The sequence below is a fragment of the Micromonospora sp. WMMD987 genome (assembly GCF_029581435.1).
Taxonomy (GTDB): Bacteria; Actinomycetota; Actinomycetes; order Mycobacteriales; family Micromonosporaceae; genus Micromonospora; species Micromonospora rifamycinica.
In genome coordinates this window covers 5046239-5065677 of sequence record NZ_CP120861.1, presented here as the reverse complement: position 1 = coordinate 5065677, position 19439 = coordinate 5046239, and the positions used below count along the sequence as shown (strand labels likewise).

At 72.3% G+C, this 19439-nt stretch carries 16 protein-coding genes and 1 tRNA gene; 12 read left to right on the top strand and 5 right to left on the bottom strand.

The genetic code is table 11. From position 1 onward, the window contains the following. Positions 1–51: 51 nt before the first annotated feature. Positions 52–1062, bottom strand: coding sequence for an LLM class flavin-dependent oxidoreductase (locus tag O7612_RS21255; RefSeq protein WP_282266855.1), 1011 nt, complete (start codon positions 1060–1062; stop codon positions 52–54). 466 nt (positions 1063–1528) lie between these two features. Between O7612_RS21255 and O7612_RS21250 the strand changes: the two genes are divergently transcribed. After that, entirely contained in the window at positions 1529–1990 is a 462-nt protein-coding gene (locus tag O7612_RS21250) for a hypothetical protein (RefSeq protein ID WP_282266853.1), read from the top strand. Between the two features lie 238 nt (positions 1991–2228). On the opposite strand, the gene O7612_RS21245 is transcribed toward O7612_RS21250, so the two are convergent. Continuing rightward, positions 2229–2311, bottom strand: a tRNA-Leu gene (locus O7612_RS21245). A 95-nt stretch (positions 2312–2406) separates the two neighbouring features. Between O7612_RS21245 and O7612_RS21240 the strand changes: the two genes are divergently transcribed. The 9 genes from O7612_RS21240 (at position 2407) to O7612_RS21200 (ending at position 12971) form a co-directional block, all read left to right on the top strand. Further along, positions 2407–3030: a response regulator gene (locus tag O7612_RS21240; protein ID WP_067303992.1), complete on the top strand. Its 624-nt coding sequence runs from the start codon at positions 2407–2409 to the stop codon at positions 3028–3030. Between the two features lie 64 nt (positions 3031–3094). Next, positions 3095–4276, top strand: coding sequence for a hypothetical protein (locus O7612_RS21235; RefSeq protein WP_282266848.1), 1182 nt, complete (start codon positions 3095–3097; stop codon positions 4274–4276). Positions 4277–4538: 262 nt separating this feature from the next. Next, complete coding sequence (locus O7612_RS21230; protein ID WP_282266846.1) at positions 4539–5708, top strand: branched-chain amino acid ABC transporter substrate-binding protein; 1170 nt, start codon at positions 4539–4541, stop codon at positions 5706–5708. Positions 5709–5799: 91 nt separating this feature from the next. Next, complete coding sequence (locus tag O7612_RS21225) at positions 5800–6750, top strand: branched-chain amino acid ABC transporter permease (RefSeq protein ID WP_282266844.1); 951 nt, start codon at positions 5800–5802, stop codon at positions 6748–6750. Next, a complete protein-coding gene (locus O7612_RS21220; RefSeq protein ID WP_282266842.1) occupies positions 6747–7901 on the top strand; it encodes a branched-chain amino acid ABC transporter permease in 1155 nt (384 codons plus the stop codon). The genes O7612_RS21225 and O7612_RS21220 overlap by 4 nt, the downstream gene beginning before the upstream one ends. Positions 7902–7908: 7 nt before the next feature. After that, the gene (locus O7612_RS21215; protein ID WP_282266840.1) at positions 7909–8814 is read left to right on the top strand and encodes an ABC transporter ATP-binding protein; all 906 of its coding nucleotides are present in this window, start codon (positions 7909–7911) and stop codon (positions 8812–8814) included. Continuing rightward, a complete protein-coding gene (locus tag O7612_RS21210; RefSeq protein ID WP_282266838.1) occupies positions 8804–9514 on the top strand; it encodes an ABC transporter ATP-binding protein in 711 nt (236 codons plus the stop codon). The genes O7612_RS21215 and O7612_RS21210 overlap by 11 nt, the downstream gene beginning before the upstream one ends. A gap of 143 nt (positions 9515–9657) precedes the next feature. Then, the gene (gene polA / locus O7612_RS21205; RefSeq protein ID WP_282266836.1) at positions 9658–12357 is read left to right on the top strand and encodes a DNA polymerase I; all 2700 of its coding nucleotides are present in this window, start codon (positions 9658–9660) and stop codon (positions 12355–12357) included. A 50-nt stretch (positions 12358–12407) separates the two neighbouring features. Continuing rightward, positions 12408–12971, top strand: coding sequence for a cysteine hydrolase family protein (locus tag O7612_RS21200; RefSeq protein WP_282266834.1), 564 nt, complete (start codon positions 12408–12410; stop codon positions 12969–12971). A 105-nt stretch (positions 12972–13076) separates the two neighbouring features. Here O7612_RS21200 and O7612_RS21195 read toward each other — a convergent pair whose 3' ends face one another. Both O7612_RS21195 and O7612_RS21190 read right to left on the bottom strand, forming a co-directional pair. After that, a complete protein-coding gene (locus tag O7612_RS21195) occupies positions 13077–13424 on the bottom strand; it encodes a DUF3140 domain-containing protein (RefSeq protein ID WP_348774245.1) in 348 nt (115 codons plus the stop codon). Between the two features lie 117 nt (positions 13425–13541). After that, positions 13542–14351 carry a class I SAM-dependent methyltransferase gene (locus tag O7612_RS21190; protein ID WP_282273985.1) on the bottom strand — a complete coding sequence of 270 codons (810 nt, stop codon included), beginning with the start codon at positions 14349–14351 and terminating at the stop codon, positions 13542–13544. A gap of 404 nt (positions 14352–14755) precedes the next feature. Between O7612_RS21190 and rpsA the strand changes: the two genes are divergently transcribed. Next, positions 14756–16252, top strand: coding sequence for a 30S ribosomal protein S1 (rpsA, locus tag O7612_RS21185; RefSeq protein ID WP_088643126.1), 1497 nt, complete (start codon positions 14756–14758; stop codon positions 16250–16252). Between the two features lie 263 nt (positions 16253–16515). Continuing rightward, positions 16516–17733: a dephospho-CoA kinase gene (coaE, locus tag O7612_RS21180; protein ID WP_282266832.1), complete on the top strand. Its 1218-nt coding sequence runs from the start codon at positions 16516–16518 to the stop codon at positions 17731–17733. A 75-nt stretch (positions 17734–17808) separates the two neighbouring features. Here the strand turns inward: coaE and O7612_RS21175 are convergent, their stop codons facing one another. After that, on the bottom strand, positions 17809–19287 hold the full coding sequence (locus O7612_RS21175; protein ID WP_282266831.1) for a hypothetical protein: 1479 nt from the start codon (positions 19285–19287) through the stop codon (positions 17809–17811). Positions 19288–19439 lie beyond the last annotated feature (152 nt).

The window sequence follows — 19439 nt, the reverse complement described above, 5'->3', positions numbered from 1 at the left end:
AGTTAGAGGTCCTGCGCGACGGTAGGGTGACGTGGCTATGAAGAGCGTGTTTCAGGCGCTCCGGGAAAGCCCGCCGGCCACCTTCTCGGCCACCAGCTCGAAGGAGCGCACCCGGTCGGCGACGTCGTACACCATGGTGGTGAGCATCAGCTCGTTGGCGCCGGTGCGGGCCAGCAGTTCGGCGAGCTGCCGCCGGACCGTCTCGGGTGAGCCCATCGCCTGACCGTCGCGGCGCTGCCGGACGAACTCGCGCTCGATCTCGCTGTACGGGTACCGGGCGGCGTCCTCCGGGCTGGCCAGCGGCTCCGGCCGCCCGGTGCGCAGCTTGAGGAACGACAGCGCGCTCGGCCCGGTCAGCCATTCGGCCCGTTCGTCGGTGTCGGCGCAGACCACGTTCACCGCCACCATCGCGTACGGCTCGCTCAGCCAGCGCGACGGGCGGAAACTCTGCCGGTAGAGCTGGAGCGCGGGCAGGGTGTGCTGCGCGCTGAAGTGGTGCGCGAAGGAGAACGGCAGGCCGAGCAGCCCGGCGAGCTGCGCGCTGAACCCGCTGGAGCCGAGCAGCCAGACCGCCGGGGACTGGCCCAGCCCCGGGGTGGCGGTGATCGCGCCCGGGTCGTCGCCGCTGAAGTAGTTCATCAGGTCGGCCAGTTCCCGGGGGAAGCCCTCCGCCGACAGGCCCTCCATGGTGCGGCGCAGGGCCAGCGCGGTGCGCTGGTCGGTGCCCGGCGCGCGGCCGATGCCCAGGTCGATCCGGCCCGGGTGCAGCGCCTCCAGGGTGCCGAACTGCTCGGCGACCACCAGCGGCGCGTGGTTGGGCAGCATCACCCCGCCGGAGCCCAGCCGGATCGTGGTGGTGTGCGCCGCCAGGTGGGCGAGCAGCACCGCCGGTGCGGAGCTGGCGATCGCCGGCATGTTGTGGTGCTCGGCCACCCAGAACCGGCGGTAGCCCAGCTCCTCGGTCCGGCGGGCCAACTCGGTGGTGTGCCCGAGCGCCTCGGTGGCGGTGGCTCCGGCGGCGACGGGAGCAAGGTCAAGGACAGACAACGGTACGTCGATCACGCCATTTCCCAACCCGTTGCGGCCCGGATGTGTTCCCCCGGGGCGACGGCCCGCCGGGGTCGACGGGCACGTCGGGGGCTCCGCGCGGGCGCGGCCGGCCGGGCGGGGACGCCCGGGCGGGCGGGGCCGGGGGTAGGCGCGGGCCGGGGGGTAGGCGCGGCCGGGCGGGTTCGGCGGGCACGTCGACGGCCCCGGCACCCGTCGCGGCCCACCGCCTTTGTGCCTTTCGCCGGGATCAACACTTATGCGGCTCGGGGATCTCTCGATAGTGGCCGGCATGGTAATTGGTGTGAATGCGCGGAGGGCTGGCGGCGTAATCCCGGCGCACTTTTTCCGGCGCGGGGTTGACGCCCTCCGGCCCCGGCTGCCAGCATCTACCTGCACCATCCGATATCCCGCCGGGCGGTCGGCCCGGCGGGTGATCTCAGAAATAGGATCCTGGTGATCCGGAAGCGGGGGAAAGAAAATGCGAGTCCGGAAACTGTTAGCCACCCTGGCGATCGCCTTCTCGGCGGTCGCCGGCACGGTGGTGGTCACGTCGGCTCCGGCCCAGGCCGGCACCTGCGGCACACCGTACTGCGGTGGCGTCGTGGTCAGCCGGGGAGCGAGCGTCGGCTTCAAGGTGACGAACACCTGGTGTTCGTCTCTCGGGGCGTTCTACGTCGGCAACAAACTGTCCTGTGTGAGCAAGCCGGACAACTGGTATGCGTGGAATGCCGACGCCACCCTGAACCCGGGCCAGAATACGGCCAGCAGGACCACCTACTATTACGATGTGGACGCTTTCGCGATTCCGGCCGGCTGTCAGATGTGGTGGTATTTCGGGGACAACACCCAGGGTCTGCAAACCGATCGGGCCGGCAGTGTGCGTAAGTGGTTCCGGATCGCCGACGGGGCACGGGTGAGCGTGACGCGCGTCAGCTGCTGACGCGACCGGGTGGGCCACGCTGTCACCGGGGCACCCCCGGCGGCGGGGCCGGTTGACGGCCGGGTCCGATTCGGCGTGTGTTCCGCCGCGGCCGGCGGGGTCTCCGGTGCAGGGTCCTTCGAGCGGGAGGATCCGCCGCACTGGGGAACTCGCCGGCCGGTGCGGCGGTGACCCGGCGCAACGAACCGGCCGACGGTCGGTGGAAGTACGCGTACGCTGGACGTACGTATGAACAGGGTGCCGGGAGCGGGATTCGAACCCGCAAGCCCTTTCGGGCAGAAGTGTTTGAGACTTCCGTGTATGCCGTTCCACCATCCCGGCGTCACCCCGAGGGGCGCGTGGCTCACTGTACCCGACTAGGCTCATGCGGGAGCATGGGTGGTAGCCGTGTGGGATCGATGGTGGGGGTAGGGCTGGTGGCCGAGACGCAGACGGATGCCGAGCGCAGGCGGGTGTTGATCGCCGAGGACGAGGCGCTCATCCGACTGGACCTGGCCGAGATGCTGGTCGAAGAGGGTTACGAGGTCGTCGGCGAGGCCGGGGACGGCGAGACCGCCGTCCGGTTGGCCGAGGAACTCAAGCCCGATCTGGTCATCCTCGACATCAAAATGCCGATCATGGACGGGCTGGCCGCCGCCGAGCGGATCGCCGGTGCCCGGATCGCCCCGGTGATCATCCTGACCGCGTTCAGCCAACGTGACCTGGTGGAGCGGGCGCGGGCCGCCGGGGCGATGGCCTACCTGGTCAAGCCGTTCCAGAAGAGCGACCTGGTGCCGGCGGTCGAGATCGCCCTGTCCCGCTACTCCGAGCTGGCCGCCCTGGAGGCGGAGGTGGCCGGGCTCACCGACCGGCTGGAGATCCGCAAGACGGTCGAGCGCGCCAAGGGCGCGCTGATGACGACGTACGGGATGACCGAGCCGCAGGCGTTCAAGTGGATCCAGCGCACCGCGATGGACCACCGGATGACCATGAAGGAGGTCGCCGAGCGGATTCTCGCCGAGACCGCCGGTGGCGACGTCGCGGAGCAACCCGCCTCCTGACCCCCCCGCCGGTCGGGGCGCGCACGGGCCGCCGCCAGTCGTGCCGGTCGATACGCTCTGGGGCATGTCTGCTCAGCGCGTACGGGTCGGGTCCGCGGTGGCCGCCGCGACCGTGGTGCTCCTCGCCGGGTGCTGGTCGGCTCCGCAGGCCGCGCCCGCGGCGCCGCTGCGCCCCGGCTGGCAGGCGGTGACCCTGCCCGCCCCGCCGGGTGCTCCCGGCCGGCTGCTGCTGCGGGACGTGGCGCAGTGCGGCGGGCGCTGGTTCGCGGTGGGCGCGGTCGCCGACGCGGCGGGCGCGACCCGGCCGGCGGCGTGGTCCAGCCCGGACACGGTGACGTGGACCCCGCTGCGGCTGACGGCACGCAGCGCGTACGGCGCGGAGAACGTGCTGACGGCGGCGGGCTGCCGCGACGGGCTGTTGGCGGCGGTGGGCGCGAAGAGCGGCGGCGTGCACGGCAACCCGCGGATCAGCACCTGGCGACAGCTCGCCGACGGCACGGCGGTGGAGGTGCCGGCGGAGTTCGAGGTGTTCGGCGGCCCGGAGGCGGTGAACGTGGGGCGGATCGCGGGCGGTCCGGCGGGGTGGCTGATCGCCGGCAACCGGGGTACCGGTGCGGCCGTCTGGTCGTCTGCCGACGCGACGGAGTTCCGGCTGGTCAGTGGCGTCCCTCCGCTGGCGTCGGACGCGGCGGGGCGCACCTGGGCGGCGGACGCGGTGGCCGCCGGCCCGGGATGGGTGCTGGTCGGCTCGCTGCGGTCGCCGGGGCGGCCGGGTGGGGAACCCGTGGTGTGGACGTCGCCGGACGGGCGGGCCTGGCAACGGCGGGCGCTGCCGGACGCGGCCCCGCCGGGCGATCTGCAGCGGGTGGTCGCGGTGGGGGACCGGCTGGTCGGGCTGGGCCGGCGCGGTGACGCGCTGGGGGCCTGGACCGCCGGCCCCGAGGGGACGGACTGGCGTGCCGGTGGATCGCTGCCGGCGGCGGCAGGTGGGCCGGCGGCACAGGTCGGGGCGCTGGCGTCGACCGGCGGCGGGGTGGCCGCGGTGGTGTCGACGCCCTCCGGCGTCACCGCGTGGTTCTCCCCGGACGGCGGTGGGTGGTCGGCCGTCGAGGTGCCGCGGCTGTTGCCGGGCGGGGCGGACCGCTCGGTCGCCCTGGCCGGCTCGGCGGACCGCCTGGTGCTGGCGGCGGACGACGCGGAGGGTGGCTCCCTGTGGTCGGCGCGGACCCCGGGCCGGCCCGGGTGAGCGGTCCGTCAGTCGCCTCCGGCGGGTGCCGAATGCCCGGTTGCACCCTCGTCCCGGGCCGTCTGTTACAGCACTCCGGTGAAATCGGCCACTCAACGTAACGGTTAGGTCAACCCGGCTTCCTAGGTCTTACGGCATGCCCCGCTGGTGGGATAACGTCCCGCCCCAGACCGGGTACGCGGTCAGTTCGATCACCCCCGCAAGGTCCAATTTCCACATCGCGGCGGGCGTTCGGGCTTTTGGACTGAGGAGGATACGAGCCGTGAGGCAGAAGCTCGCACGGGTGCTCGGTGGCGTTGCCATCGGCGCGCTCGTTATCAGTGGCACGGCCGCGTGTAAGGCCGACAGTGGCAGCGAAGGTGGCAGCGGGAACTCGGCGGCCTGCGACCTCAAGATCGGCTTCTTCGGCCCGTTGACCGGCGACGCCGCGGGTCTCGGTATTCACATGCGCAACGGCACCAAGCTGGCGATCGACCAGTACAACAAGGACAACGCGGACTGCAAGGTCAACCTGTCCGAGTACGACTCGCAGGGCGACCCGGCCAAGGCCCCGGCCCTGGCGCAGCAGGCCGTGGGCGACGCCAAGGTCGTCGGCGTGATCGGCCCGGCGTTCTCGGGCGAGTCCGAGGTGGCCGACCCGATCTTCGAAGAGGCGGGCCTGCCGATCATCACCCCGTCGGCGACCCGTCCGAGCCTGAGCACCAAGGGCTGGAAGATCTTCCACCGGGGCGTCGGCAACGACACCTCCCAGGGTCCGGCCGCCGGCCGGTACATCAAGAACGTGCTGAAGTCGGACAAGGTCTACGTCGTCGACGACCAGTCGGCGTACGGCGCGGGCCTGGTGGACGAGGTCAAGAAGGTCCTCGGCACGGTCGCGGGCGAGGACAAGGTCCAGGTCAAGCAGACCAACTTCTCCGCGGTCGTCACCAAGATCGTCGGTAGCGGCGCCAACGTCCTGTTCTTCGGTGGCTACTACACCGAGGCGGGCCTGCTGCTCAAGCAGCTCAAGGGTGCCGGCTGGAAGGGCACCATGGTGGCCGGTGACGGCGTCAACGACGCCAACTTCATCAAGGTCGCCGGTCAGCAGGTCGCCGAGGGCACCGTCCTGACCTGCCCCTGCGCTCCGGCCACCGCGGCCAAGGGCACCTTCGTGACCGACTACAAGGCGGCCTTCGAGAACGCCGAGCCGGGCACCTACGCCGACGTGTCGTACGACATCACGAAGATCTTCCTGGAGGGCATCAAGAGCGGCAAGGCGTCCCGCGCCGACCTGCTGGCCTTCGTGAAGTCCTACAACAAGGCCGGTGGCGCCACCGGTGTCACCTACAAGTTCGAGCCCACCGGTGAGCTGGACCCTGCCCAGGTGCTGGTCTGGGCGTTCAAGGTCAACGCGGGCCAGGTCGTTCCGGACATCGAGATCCCGAAGGCCTGACCGGTTCGCCGGTCCCGCCAGGGATACCAGACGACGCGGCCGGGAGTGACCCTCCCGGCCGCCTCGTTTGGCCGCACAGTTGGAGCCCTACTTGAACTTCGATGAGTTGCTCGGGAACTTCCCGGCTCTGACCATCACCGGGCTGGAACAGGGCGCGATCTACGCCCTGGTGGCCCTCGGATACACCCTGGTCTACGGCGTTCTGCGCCTGATCAACTTCGCCCACTCCGAAGTCTTCATGGTCGGCACCTTCACCGCCCTGTGGACCTGGGAGGCCCTCGGCTACGACCAGAACTCCGCCTCGCCGGCCATCGGGCCACTGGTGCTCGCGCTGGTCGCCGGCCTGATCGTGGCGGGGGTCGCCTCCGCGGCGACCGCCGTGACCGTGGAACTGGTCGCCTACCGGCCGCTGCGGCGGCGCAACGCGCCCCCGCTGGCCTTCCTCATCACCGCGATCGGCGCGTCGTTCGTACTCGCCGAGTCGTTCGGCATCGGCACCCGCCGGGCACCGTTCGGTATGCCGACGCTGCTGCCCTCCGAGACGGTGTTCACCGTCTTCGGCGCCAGCGTGACCAACATCCAGCTGCTCATCCTCGGGGTGACGCTGGTGATGATGATCGGCCTGGACCAGTTCGTGAACCGCAGCCGGCTCGGCCGCGGCATCCGGGCGGTGGCCCAGGACGCGGACACCGCCGCCCTGATGGGCGTGAACAAGAACCGGGTGATCCTGCTGGTGTTCGTGCTCGGCGGCCTGATGGCCGGCGTCGCGGCACTGCTGTGGAACGTCCGGTACGGCTACACGAAGTTCAACGTGGGCTTCCTGATCGGGCTCAAGGCGTTCGCCGCCGCGGTGCTCGGCGGCATCGGCAACCTCCGCGGCGCGCTGCTCGGCGGCCTGCTGCTCGGGGTGGCGGAGAACTACGCCGCGGGCCTGTTCGGTGGAGACTGGAAGGACTTCACCGGCTTCGTGCTGCTCATCGTGCTGCTGATGTTCCGGCCCACCGGCCTGCTCGGCGAATCTCTCGGGAGGGCGCGCGCATGACCGCCACCGTGGACAAGGGTCGGCTCACCGGCGTCAAGGGGCGCTGGGCGGCCATGCCGAAGCAGATCCGCTGGGCCGGGATCGCGGCCCTGGTCGTCCTGCTCTACATCCTGCCCAACAAGTGGTTCTACGAGTACCTCGGCTTCCCGATCGGGAACGAGTACTTCGCGTTCTACACCACCCGCTCGGACTTCGCGGGCGTGCTGTTCGACACCGCGGTCTTCGTGCTGCTGGCCGTGGGCCTGAACGTGGTGGTCGGTTTCGCCGGCCTGCTCGACCTCGGCTACTTCGGCTTCTACGCGCTCGGCGCGTACACGGTGGCGTTGTTGACCTCGCCGGAGAGCCGGCTGGGGACGAACTGGCCGTGGCTGGCGGCGGTGCCGATCGCGGTGATGGTCGCGATGATCTCCGGTGTCATCCTCGGCGGCCCGACGCTGCGGCTGCGGGGCGACTACCTGGCCATCGTGACGCTCGGCTTCGCCGAGATGATCCGGCTCTACGCCGCCCGCAACGAGGGCGTGCTCCAGGGCCAGCGGGGGATCCCGGCGATCCCGCACCCGCCGGGCACCGGCTCGGACGGCAAGCCGCTGTTCGGCGTGGTGGACTCCCGCCCCTACTACTGGCTGCTGCTGACGCTGATCCTCCTGGTCATCGTGCTGGTCCGGAACCTGGCCAACAGCCGGGTCGGCCGGGCCTGGGTGGCGACCCGTGAGGACGAGGACGCGGCCGAGGTGATGGGCGTGCCGACGTTCAAGTACAAGCTGTGGGCGTTCGCGATCGGGGCGGCGGTGGCCGGCCTGACCGGCGCGGTCTTCGCCGGCAAGCAGACGTTCATCAACTCTGACCAGTTCGTGCTGGAGAGCTCCATCCTGGTGCTCGCCGCGGTCATCCTGGGTGGCGCCGGCAACATCAAGGGCGCCATCGTCGGCGGCGCGATCACCTGGTACCTGCCGGAGTGGCTGCGTGGCGTCGGCGACCTGGTCGGGGTGGAGTTCGACGCGGCGGAGTACCGGATCCTGATCTTCGGCCTGGTCATCATCGTGATGATGATCTTCCGACCGCAGGGTATCGTGCCCAACCGGCGGCGGGCGGCGGAGTTCGCCGACCGGCGCCAGGAGGCGGTTCCGCAGGAGAAGGTGCCCAGTGAGTGATCCGCAGATGAGAAGCGAGCGCGACGCCAGCAGCGACCGCGACGTCGTCGCCGACGGCCGCAGCACCGTCGGCGTGCCGCCGGAGCCCGGTTCCGGTGCCCCGACGGCGGCCACCCCGGCCGGCCGGGACGCCGCCGGGCGGGAACCGCTGCTGGAGGTCGACGACGTCACCCTGCGCTTCGGTGGCGTGGTCGCCCTCGACAAGGTCAACTTCACTCTCTACCAGGGTGAGATCCTCGGCCTGATCGGTCCCAACGGCGCCGGCAAGACGACCTGCTTCAACGCGATGACCGGCGTCTACCGGCCCACCGAGGGTGAGATCCGGTTCAAGGGGCAGCGCACCAACGGCAAGCGCCGGTCCTGGATCACCAAGGCCGGCATCGCCCGGACGTTCCAGAACATCCGGCTCTTCCCCGAGATGACGGCGCTGGAGAACGTGATGGTGGGCACGGACGTCCACCACAAGACCAGCGTCATCGCGGCCATGCTCCGGCTGCCGCGGCACTGGCGGGAGGAGCGGGAGGGCCGGGAGAAGGCGTACGAGCTGCTGCGGTTCGTGGGCATCGAACGGCGCGCGAACGACCTGTCCCGCAACCTGTCCTACGGTGAGCAGCGCCGGCTGGAGATCGCCCGGGCTCTCGCGACCGACCCCGCCCTGCTCTGCCTGGACGAGCCGGCCGCCGGCTTCACCCCGGCGGAGAAGGAGGAACTGAACGGCCTGATCCGCATGATCCGTGACCGGGGCATCACCGTGCTGCTGATCGAGCACGACATGCGGCTGGTGATGGGCGTGACCGACCGGATCGTCGTGCTGGAGTTCGGCAAGAAGATCGCCGAGGGTCTGCCGGCCGAGGTCCGGGACGACCCGAAGGTGATCGCCGCGTACCTGGGGGTGCCGACCGATGCTGCTTGAGATCAAGGACCTGACCCTGCTCTACGGGCGCATCCAGGCCCTGCACGGGATCAGCCTGGTGGTCAACGAGGGCGAGGTGGTCGCGCTCATCGGCGCCAACGGCGCGGGCAAGACCACCACGATGCGGGCGATCTCCGGACTGCGCCCGGTGGCCCAGGGCTCGATCGTCTTCGACGGCACCGACGTCACCCGGATGCGCGCCGACCTGCGGGTCACCCGGGGGATCGGGCAGGCACCGGAGGGCCGGGGCGTGTTCCCGGGCATGACGGTGCTGGAGAACCTGGAGATGGGGGCGTACACCCGGCGTGACCGGCCGGAGATCGCCAAGGACCTGGCCATGGTGCTGGACCTGTTCCCCCGGCTGGCCGAACGGCGCAAGCAGGCCGGCGGCACCCTCTCCGGCGGCGAGCAGCAGATGCTGGCCGTGGGGCGGGCGCTGATGGCCCGGCCCCGGCTGCTGCTGCTCGACGAGCCGTCGATGGGGCTGGCGCCGAAACTGATCCAGCAGATCTTCGAGATCATCACCCGGATCAACGAGCAGGGCACCACGATCCTGCTGGTGGAGCAGAACGCCCAGCAGGCGCTCTCCCGCGCCCACCGGGGCTACGTGCTGGAGACCGGGCGGATCGTGAAGGAGGGCTCCGGCCAGGAGCTGCTGCACGATCCGGCGGTCAAGGAGGCGTACCTCGGCGTCGCCTGAACCCGTTCCATCCCGGCTGCCGTCCGTCCCCCGCGGGGCGGACGGCAGCCGGCTCCGTGGTCCGGCCGGCTCCGTGGTCCGGCCGACGGCACGGGCCGTGCCGAGCGGCGGGGTTGTCGGGGGTACGGACTAGAGTCGCTGCCGTGACAGCTACGACGCCGCGCCTGCTCCTCGTCGACGGACACTCCCTGGCATACCGGGCGTTCTTCGCCCTGCCGGTGGAGAACTTCTCCACCACGACCGGGCAGCCGACCAACGCGGTCTACGGCTTCACCTCGATGCTGATCAACGTGCTCCGTGACGAGCAGCCCACCCACATCGTGGTCGCCTTCGACGTCTCCCGCCGCTCCTTCCGCACCGAGAAGTACGCGGAGTACAAGGCCGGCCGCAGCGAGACCCCGGCCGATTTCAAGGGCCAGGTCAGCCTGGTCAAGGAGGTCCTCGACGCGCTGCGCGTCCCGGTCGTCGAGCGGGAGGGCTACGAGGCCGACGACGTCATCGCCACCCTCGCCTGCCAGGCCCGCGACCAGGGCATGCAGGTGTTGATCAGCACCGGCGACCGGGACGCCTTCCAGCTCGTCGGCGACCAGGTGACGGTGCTCTACCCCCGCAAGGGCGTCTCCGACCTGGCCCGGATGGACCCGGCGGCGATCGAGGCGAAGTACGGCGTCGGCCCGCAGCGCTACCGCGACCTGGCCGCCCTGGTCGGTGAGACCAGCGACAACCTCCCCGGCATCCCCGGCGTCGGCCCGAAGACGGCCGCCAAGTGGATCAACACCTACGGCGGGGTCGAGGGCGTGGTCGCACGGGCCGACGAGATCAAGGGCAAGGCCGGCGAGAGCCTGCGTGAGCGGCTCGCCGACGTGATCCGCAACTACGAGATCAACTGCCTGGTCTCCGACCTGGAGCTGCCGATCCGCCCCGAGGACGCCCGCTGGCAGGGCTGGGACCGCGAGGCCGTGCACCAGGTCTTCGACACCCTCCAGTTCCGGATCCTGCGGGACCGGCTCTACCAGTACCTGGAGGCGGTGGAGCCGGAGGCCGAGGCCGGCTTCGACCTGGCCGGCGAGGTGCTCACCGCGCCCGGCGCGCTGGCCGGGTGGCTGGCCGCGCACGCCCCGGCCGGCAGCGCGATCGGGCTGGCCGCCAAGCTGGACACCGGCCCCAACCGGCGGCACACCGCCTCGGTGACCGGCCTGGCCCTGGCCACCGCGGACGGTGCCGCGGCATGGGTCGACCCGGCCGGTCTGGAGCCCGTCGACGAGACGGCGCTGGCCGACTGGCTGGGCGACGCCGGGCGGCCCAAGGTGCTGCACGACAGCAAGCCGGCGCTGCTGGCGTTCGCCGCGCACGGCTGGTCGCTGGCCGGCATCGCCCGGGACACCCAGATCGCCGCCTACCTGGCCCGCCCCGACCAGCGGTCCTACGACCTGACCGACCTCGCCCTGCGCTACCTGCACCGTGAGCTGCGGGTCGACGCCCCCGAGACCGGCCAGCTCACCCTCGACGGGTTGGGTGACGAGGGGGTGGCCGAGCAGAACCTCATGCTCCAGGCGCGGGCCACCCTCGACCTGGCCGACGCGATCGACGCCGAGCTGTCCCGCGACGGTGAGCAGTCCGCCCGGTTGATGGCCGAGGTGGAGCTGCCGCTGATGCGGGTGCTCGCCGGCCTGGAGACCACCGGCATCGCCGCCGACACCGACTACCTGTCCGAGCTGGAGGCGCACTTCGCCGCCGAGGTGAAGGCCGCCGCGCAGGGCGCGTACGCCGCGGTCGGCCGGGAGTTCAACCTGGGCTCGCCCAAGCAGTTGCAGGAGATCCTCTTCACCGAGCTGGGCCTGCCCAAGACCAAGAAGATCAAGACCGGCTACACCACCGACGCCGACGCGCTCCAGTGGCTCCACGCCCAGAACCCGCACCCGGTCCTGGCGCACCTGCTGCGCCACCGGGACGTGGCCAAGCTCAAGTCGACGGTCGACGGGCTGCTCAAGTCGGTCTCCGACGACGGTCGGATCCACACCACCTTCAACCAGACCGTCGCGGCCACCGGCCGGCTCTCCTCCACCGAGCCCAACCTCCAGAACATCCCGATCCGCACCGAGGAGGGCCGGCGCATCCGGCGGGCCTTCGTGGTGGGGGAGGGCTACCAGACGCTGCTCACCGCCGACTACAGCCAGATCGAGATGCGGCTCATGGCGCACCTGTCGTTGGACGAGGCACTGATCGAGGCGTTCAACTCCGGCCACGACTTCCACGCCGCCACGGCGTCGTCGGTCTTCGAGGTCCCGGTCGGCGAGGTCACCGCCGACCAGCGCCGCAAGATCAAAGCCATGAACTACGGGCTGGCGTACGGGTTGAGCGCCTTCGGCCTGTCCCAGCAGCTCGGCATCACTCCCGACGAGGCCCGGGGGCTGATGGAGAACTACTTCGCCGGGTTCGGCGGGGTACGCGACTACCTGCACGAGGTGGTGGCACGGGCCCGCCAGGACGGCTACACCTCCACCATCCTGGGTCGCCGCCGCTACCTGCCCGACCTGGTCAGCGACAACCGGCAGCGGCGGGAGATGGCCGAGCGGATGGCGCTCAACGCGCCCATCCAGGGTTCCGCGGCGGACATCATCAAGGTCGCCATGCTGCACGTCGACACCGCCCTGGGTGCTGCCGGGCTGCGGTCGCGCATGCTGCTCCAGGTCCACGACGAGCTGGTCTTCGAGGTCGCCCCCGGCGAGCGGGAGGCGTTGGAGGCGCTGGTGCGGCAGGAGATGGGCACGGCGTACCCGCTGTCGGTGCCCCTGGAGGTGTCCGTCGGCGAGGGCCGGGACTGGAACAGCGCCGACCACTAGCCCGCCGCCCGGGGGTGTCCCGGCCGGGCCGACCGTCACCAGGGGGAGAGATGACCACACTCGCCGACCGACCGCACACCGCACTGCTCGTCGTCGACGTGCAGAACGGCGTGGTGGCGGGGGCGTTCCGCCGGGACGAGATGGTCGCCAATGTCGCCGCGCTGGTGGAGCGGGCCCGGCGCGAAGGAGTGCCGGTCGTCTGGGTGCAGCACGTCGACGCCCAGCTCGTCCCGGGTGGCGACGACTGGCGGATCGTCCCCGAGCTGCTGCCGGGGCAGGCCGAGTCGAGGGTCGAGAAACGTTACGGCGACTCCTTCGAGGACACCACGCTGGAGTCGGTGCTGGCCGGGCTGAGGGTCGGCCGGCTCGTCCTGGCCGGGGCGCAGACCGACGTGTGCATCCGGTCGACCCTGCACGGCGCGTTCGTCCGGGGCTACGACACCATCCTGGTCAGCGACGCCCACACCACCGAGGACATGACGGCCTGGGGTGCCCCGCCGCCGGAGCAGGTCGTCGCGCACACCAACCTCTACTGGTCCCACCAGTCGGCCCCGGGGCGCACAGCCGGCACCGTCGGGACCAGGGACGTCGACTTCACCGCCGCCACCGCCTGACGCCGTCGCCCCGGTCGCCCGCCGTACCGGTCCACGCGGCGGTTCGTTCCGCGCCGTCGGTTCGGCCCGGTGTCCCCGGCCGGCGTCGGCGGCACCGCCCGCCGGTCAGCGCAGCGGGTCGTGGCCCCAGTTCATCAGCGACCAGCGCCACCTCGTCTCCCGGACGTCACCGCCGGGCCGCTGCGCCAGGTGCCGGTGCACGTACCCGATCACCGTGCGCATGTGCCGGTAGTCGGCGGCGGAGAGTTCGGCCCGCTTACGGCGCAGCAGGTCGACGATCCGCCGGCCGGACGCGTGCCCGACCGACTCGCCGCCCCCGGCGCGTCCCCCCGAGTGCCACCCCACCTGCTTGGACTCCTCGGTCTGCAACCAGGCGGAGAGTTCGCCGGGTCTCATGTTCACCGCCTCGGTGAACTCCCGGTAGGTCTGCTGCGGATCGTCGGCCCGGCTCACGGCGCACCACCTCCGGTCCGCCGGCGACGCCCCGGGGCGTCGTGCGGGATGCGGGACCTCTGCACGGCCATGCCGGCCGCGTACCCGACGGCGGTCCACCGAAACGACCGGTCCCGGTCAGCCGGTCGCCGGCTTCTCGGCGACGAAGATCGCGGTGCCGGGGAAGAGCCGACCGCGCAGCGGGCTCCACTGTCCCCAGCTCTCCCGGTGTCCCGCCGGCCACTCCGGCTCCACCAGGTCGAGCAGCCGGAAACCCGCGCCCACCAGCTCGCGGATCCGGTCACCGAGGGTCCGGTGCTGCTCCACGTAGCTGGCCACCCCCCGGGCGTCCTGCTCCACGTAGGGCGAGCGGTCGAAGTACGAGTGCACGGCGGTCAGCCCGCCCTCGCCCGGGTCGTCGAGGAAGACCCAGCGCATCGGGTGGGTCACCGAGAAGACCCACCGCCCGCCGGGGCGCAGCACCCGGTGCACCTCGGCCATCAGGGTGGCCGAGTCGTCGACGAACGGGATCGCCCCGAAGGCGGTGCAGGCGATGTCGAAGGACGCCCCGGCGAAGGGCAGGGCCAGCGCGTCGGCCTGCACCAGCGGAACGGGCACCCCGCTGGCCCGGGCGGCCCGGGCGGCGTGCCGCAGCATGCCGGCGGAGAGGTCGAAGGCGACCGGGTACGCGCCCTGGGTGGCCAGCCAGCGGGCGCAGGCCGCGGCCCCGCAGCCGACCTCCAGGACCCGCCGTCCGGTCACCTCGCCGAGCAGCCGCACGTCGGCCTCCCGCAACCCCTCCGGGCACCAGCGGAAGTCCACCTCGCCCAGGAACGCGCCGTGCTCGGCCTGGTAGTCGTCGGCGTCGTGGTCCCACCAGCCGCGGTTGGCCCGTCGTGTCTCGGTGGCGCCCACCCGGCGGCGGAGCACCCGCTCGTCGTCGCCCACCTGCTCGTCGTCGTTCACCCGCTCACGCTAGGCCCTGGTCGGGCGGCACCCGACGGACCCCGGTGTGCGCGGCGTGCCGGACGGCCGTACGCTGTCGGTCCCGTGGGGTGGATGTGACGGATGAGACAGCGGAGGTGTTTTCCGACCGAAATCTCCGCTTTCGCAGCTGACGAGGTCGCGAGGACCCGGGAGGGCTTGCACGCTGTGGTAATGCAGCGGGTAGGCTAGACGATGCGCTCGTGGATCGTGTACCTCGGCAGGGAGCAGGTGCGCGGTCGTCGGAGCACCAATGGTCTTCTCTTGGCGATCGTTCGGTGTGCCCGGTGGCGGATCCGCTGGCGCGAACGGGTCACTGCGACACCACGCCTGCTGTGACAACCCATCCGACCGGAGCAACCGCCCACATGACGAGCAGCATCGAGGCCCCCTCGAGCGCCACCCGGGTCACCCACGACGATCTCGGTTCCGAGGAGGCTTTCCTCGCCGCGATCGACGAGACCATCAAGTACTTCAATGACGGCGACATTGTCGAAGGCACCGTCGTCAAGGTCGATCGGGACGAGGTCCTGCTCGACATCGGCTACAAGACCGAGGGCGTCATCCCCTCGCGGGAGTTGTCGATCAAGCACGACGTGGACCCCGCCGAGGTCGTCTCGGTCGGTGACCACATCGAGGCCCTGGTCCTCCAGAAGGAGGACAAGGAGGGTCGTCTGATCCTCTCCAAGAAGCGGGCGCAGTACGAGCGGGCCTGGGGCACGATCGAGAAGATCAAGGACGAGGACGGCGTCGTCCGCGGTTCGGTCATCGAGGTGGTCAAGGGTGGCCTCATCCTCGACATCGGGCTGCGCGGCTTCCTGCCCGCCTCCCTGGTCGAGATGCGGCGGGTGCGTGACCTGCAGCCGTACGTCGGCCGCGAGCTCGAAGCCAAGATCATCGAGCTGGACAAGAACCGCAACAACGTGGTCCTGTCCCGCCGGGCCTGGCTGGAGCAGACGCAGTCCGAGGTGCGTACCGAGTTCCTCAACAAGCTCCAGAAGGGGCAGGTCCGCAAGGGCGTCGTCTCCTCGATCGTCAACTTCGGCGCGTTCGTCGACCTGGGCGGCGTGGACGGCCTGGTGCACGTCTCCGAGCTGTCCTGGAAGCACATCGACCACCCGTCCGAGGTCGTCGAGGTGGGCCAGGAGGTCGAGGTCGAGGTCCTGGACGTCGACCTGGACCGCGAGCGGGTCTCGCTGTCGCTGAAGGCGACCCAGGAGGACCCGTGGCGGCAGTTCGCCCGCACCCACGCGATCCAGCAGATCGTGCCGGGTAAGGTCACCAAGCTGGTCCCGTTCGGTGCGTTCGTCCGGGTGGACGACGGCATCGAGGGCCTGGTCCACATCTCCGAGCTGGCCGAGCGCCACGTGGAGATCCCGGAGCAGGTCGTCCAGGTGGGCTCCGAGGTGATGGTCAAGGTCATCGACATCGACCTGGAGCGTCGCCGGATCTCGCTGTCGCTCAAGCAGGCCAACGAGGGCTTCGTCGAGGGCGAGGAGCACTTCGACCCGACCCTCTACGGCATGGCCGCGACGTACGACAACGAGGGCAACTACATCTACCCGGAGGGCTTCGACCCGGAGACGGGCGAGTGGCTCGAGGGGTACGACAAGCAGCGCGAGACCTGGGAGAACCAGTACGCCGAGGCGCGTCAGCGCTGGGAGGCCCACACCAAGCAGGTGCAGACCTCCCGGGCCGCCGACGCCGAGGCCGCTGCCAACCCGGCCCCGCCGGTCGCCACCGGTGGCACCACCACCTCGACCAGCTCGTCGGCCCCGAGCCGGCAGGCCGAGGAGCCGGCCGGCACCCTGGCCACCGACGAGGCGCTCGCCGCGCTGCGGGAGAAGCTCGCCGGCGGCAAGTGACCTGGACGCTTCCGCCGACCCGGTGCGACGCCTGACGTCGTACCGGGCGGGGAGCGGTCACTGACGACGGGAAGAGCCCCGCCCCGATCCGGTTCCCCGGGTCGCGGGTGGGGCTCTTCCCGTCGTCGCGTTCCCGGACGGGGAGCACCGGGGAGCACCCTGGCATGCGCTGCGGGCGGCTCCCCGCCGGGCGACCCGGCCCGGTCGGTGCGCCGGACGGGGCCGGTGTGGTGGGGCGGCGGCCGATCCGGTTGACTGGGTCGGTGCTGAGGGTGGGACTGACCGGGGGCATCGGGTCCGGTAAGAGCGCGGTGGCGGCCCGACTGGCCGCGCTGGGCGCGGTGATCGTCGACGCCGACCGGATCGCCCGCGAGGTGGTCGCGCCGGGTAGCGAAGGGTTGGCCGCCGTCGTCGCCGCCTTCTCCGACCGGGTGCTGGCCGCCGACGGGACGCTGGACCGGGCCGCGTTGGGCGCGCTGGTCTTCGCCGACGAGGCCGCCCGTCGCCGGCTGGAGGAGATCACCCACCCCCGGGTACGGACCCGGTCGGCGGAGCTGTTCGCCGCGGCACCCCCCGACGCGGTGGTGGTCAACGACGTACCGCTGCTGGTGGAGGTGGGACTCGCGCCGACGTACCACCTGGTGGTGGTGGTGCGGACGGCCGTGACGACCCGGCTCGAACGGCTGGCGCGGGACCGGGGGATGTCCCGTGCGGAGGCCGAGCGGCGGATCGCGGCCCAGGCCGACGACGCCCGTCGCGCCGCCGCCGCCGACGTGCTGCTCGACAACGACGGTGGCCTCGACGAACTGCACGCCGCGGTGGATGCCCTGTGGCGGGGCCGGCTGCTGCCCTACGAGCGCAACGTGCGGGAGCACCGGGTGGCCGGGGAGCCGGTGGTGGTGCGGCCCGAGCCGGATCCGACCTGGCCGCAGCAGTACGCCCGGCTCGCCGCCCGGATCCGGCACGCGCTGGCCCCGGCCGACCTGCGGCTCGACCACGTCGGCTCGACCGCCGTCCCCGGCCTGGCCGGCCGGGACGTCCTCGACGTGCAGGTGACCGTGCCGTCGCTGGCCGAGGCGGACGGCCCGCTGGCCCACCGGCTCGCCGACGCCGGTTTCCCGAGGGTACCCGGCCGGTGGTGGGACTGCCCCCGGACGGCGGTCGGCACAGGACGGGCGGGCGACGAGGGCGGGACGGGTGACGACGGCTGGGAGAAGCGGTTGCACGGTAGCGCGGACCCGGGCCGGGCGGTCCAGGTGCATCTGCGGGTGGCCGGTTCGCCCGGTTGGCGGCACGCCCTGCTGATGCGTGACCACCTGCGCGCCGATCCCGACCGACGGGCCGCCTACCTGCTGGTGAAACGGGAGTTGGCGGCCTCGGCACCGGCCGGCGCCGAGGCCGACACCGCCGCCGACCCGTGGTTCGACGAGGAGTACCTGCGGGCCGAGTCGTGGGCCGCGCAGACCGGCTGGCGTCCCTGACCGGACCGCTCACCCACTCACCGGGCACGCGTCGACCGCGCCGGCTCCCGATCGTCGTCCGGGCTGACCGGACGCTCATGTCGACCGGACCGGCCCGCCGGCCTTCCCCGGCGGGGACGCGGACCGGGGTGGCTTCGGGCGGGGTGGCTTCGGGCGGGGCGGGACGACGCCGGCCGGCAGTGCGCCGGGTTCCAGGTCCAGTTGCGCCCAGGCCCCACCGGTGGTGCGCAGTTCCAGCCGTCGCGGGAATCCGGAACGGTCCAGCCAGTACCGCGTGCGCAGGCCCCGGTGGCGTACCTCGAACACGTCCACCGGGTGACCGGCCCGCCGGTCGCCCCGGAACCGTACCGTCGCGTCGGCCGGCGGGGGCGGCCCGCCGGCCCGGAGCGCGGCGTCGACCAGCACGTCCAGCTCGTCGGTCGGTCGCCCGGCCCGCCGCCAACCGACGTCGGGCGGGGGCGGCAGCGGCGGACCGGGGGTCGCGGCGCCCGGCCCCACCGGTACGTCCGCCCGGGTGAAGCCGGCCCGGTCACGGCGGAGCAGCGTACGACGGCCGAGGGTGTCCAGCTCGGCCACCGAGAGGTAGGCGACCTCGGCGGACCAGCTCAGCCAGCCGGTGGCCCGCAGGTTGGTCGCGCCACCGAGCGGGGCCGCGACGGTGACGGCGGCCCCGGCTCCGGCGCGTAGCCGGGCGGCCAGCCGGCCCAGCCGGGCGGTCTCCTCGTCGGTGGGTGCCCGGGGCAGCCCGGACCGGCCACCGAGCGCGTCGACCGGCCACAGCGTCGGCCGGTCGGTGCGGTCCAGTTCCACGGTGATCGGGAGTCCGTCGGCCAGCCGGCCCGCCCAGCGACGCAGCCGGGCGTCCCGGTCCACCCACCAGCGGGGGTCCTCCGCACCGCCCGTCGGGCGCGCGGTGGCCGGAGCGGCCGGTGTGCCGTGGGTCCGGCCGGTGGGCCGTCGGGCCGCCCGGAGGACGTCCACCTGTTCGCCACCGACGGTGTCCCGGCCGAGCCAGCGTCCACCGCCGGCCCGCAGCGGTTCCACGGCCTCGGTCCGGTCGGTAGCGAGCCCGAACAGCACGGCGAGCGCCCCGGCCAGGCCCCGGTCGGTCGGCAGGTTCCGTAGCCGCCACCGGTCGCCGGGCGGCACCAGCGGTGGCCGGGCCGGGGTGACGATCGCGGTGGGGTCGGGGCGGTGCACCACCACCGTCGGGGTGGCCTGCACCAGACCCCGGTCCTGTCCCGCCCCGGGACCGCCGACACCGAGGTAGGCCAACGGACGGGACCAGTCGACCCAGCCGACCAGGTCGGTGCGGCCGGCGCCGGTGCCGAGAGCCACCCGTACCCCGGCCCGGACGTCCCGGTAGGTGCTGACCCGGGCGGCGGCCAGCCGCTCGGCCTCGTCGCCGGTCAGCGCGCGGCCCGGCTCCGTCGGGGCCGGCGTCCAGCTGAGCAGACCGGCCACCAGGGCGACGGCGGAGGCGACGGCGACCACCCCCAGCGCGACCAGGGTGACCCGTCGCCGCCCGGAGGCGCTGTCGTCGGTGCTCGCCACCGCGGGCACGGCGGCCCGTCGGCCGGGCGACCGGTGGTGTCCGCCGGGTCGTCGTCGGCCCGGGCCGGCGGGTGGGGCACCGGTCCCCGGGGTACGTCGCGGCCGGTCGGGCGAGGTCTCCACGTGTGGATGAACGGGCCGGTCGGCAGCCG

Bases quoted from the DNA above. Each gene is read 5' to 3' on its own strand.
- O7612_RS21250 (WP_282266853.1), top strand. From the start codon at position 1,529: ATGCGAGTCCGGAAACTGTTAGCCACCCTGGCGATCGCCTTCTCGGCG.
- O7612_RS21235 (WP_282266848.1), top strand. From the start codon at position 3,095: ATGTCTGCTCAGCGCGTACGGGTCGGGTCCGCGGTGGCCGCCGCGACC.
- O7612_RS21220 (WP_282266842.1), top strand. From the start codon at position 6,747: ATGACCGCCACCGTGGACAAGGGTCGGCTCACCGGCGTCAAGGGGCGC.
- O7612_RS21215 (WP_282266840.1), top strand. From the start codon at position 7,909: ATGAGAAGCGAGCGCGACGCCAGCAGCGACCGCGACGTCGTCGCCGAC.
- O7612_RS21210 (WP_282266838.1), top strand. From the start codon at position 8,804: ATGCTGCTTGAGATCAAGGACCTGACCCTGCTCTACGGGCGCATCCAG.
- O7612_RS21200 (WP_282266834.1), top strand. From the start codon at position 12,408: ATGACCACACTCGCCGACCGACCGCACACCGCACTGCTCGTCGTCGAC.
- rpsA (WP_088643126.1), top strand. From the start codon at position 14,756: ATGACGAGCAGCATCGAGGCCCCCTCGAGCGCCACCCGGGTCACCCAC.